This window comes from Rhizobium ecuadorense, from assembly GCF_001187535.1.
In the GTDB taxonomy this organism is placed as follows: domain Bacteria; phylum Pseudomonadota; class Alphaproteobacteria; order Rhizobiales; family Rhizobiaceae; genus Rhizobium; species Rhizobium ecuadorense.
This window is the reverse complement of the sequence record NZ_LFIO01001139.1, coordinates 1-260: the sequence shown is the minus strand read 5'-3', so window position 1 is coordinate 260 and position 260 is coordinate 1. Positions and strand designations below refer to the sequence as shown.

Annotated in this window: 1 pseudogene; it reads right to left on the bottom strand. The window is 58.5% G+C overall.

Annotated features, from left to right (window positions below):
* Positions 1-260, bottom strand: a pseudogene (locus AF337_RS24540) (ABC transporter substrate-binding protein); the annotation flags it as partial.

The window sequence follows — 260 nt, the reverse complement described above, 5'->3', positions numbered from 1 at the left end:
GCGTTGAGGCCGAGGCTCTTCAGATGCGCGACGTTGCCGGTCGAGCACATGAAGACGGCGATTTCGCCCTGCTGGAACAGCGTCATCTGGTGATTGGTGCTGTCGACGACGCCCTTCAGATGCTCCGGATGGTCCTTGAACAGCTTGAAGACGGCATCCATGTCGTTGGGACCAGAACCGAAGATCTTGGCGATTTCGGTATAGGCCATCACGGCGGTGTTCGAGGCAAAGCCCGTCCACGAGACCTTGCCACTATAGGC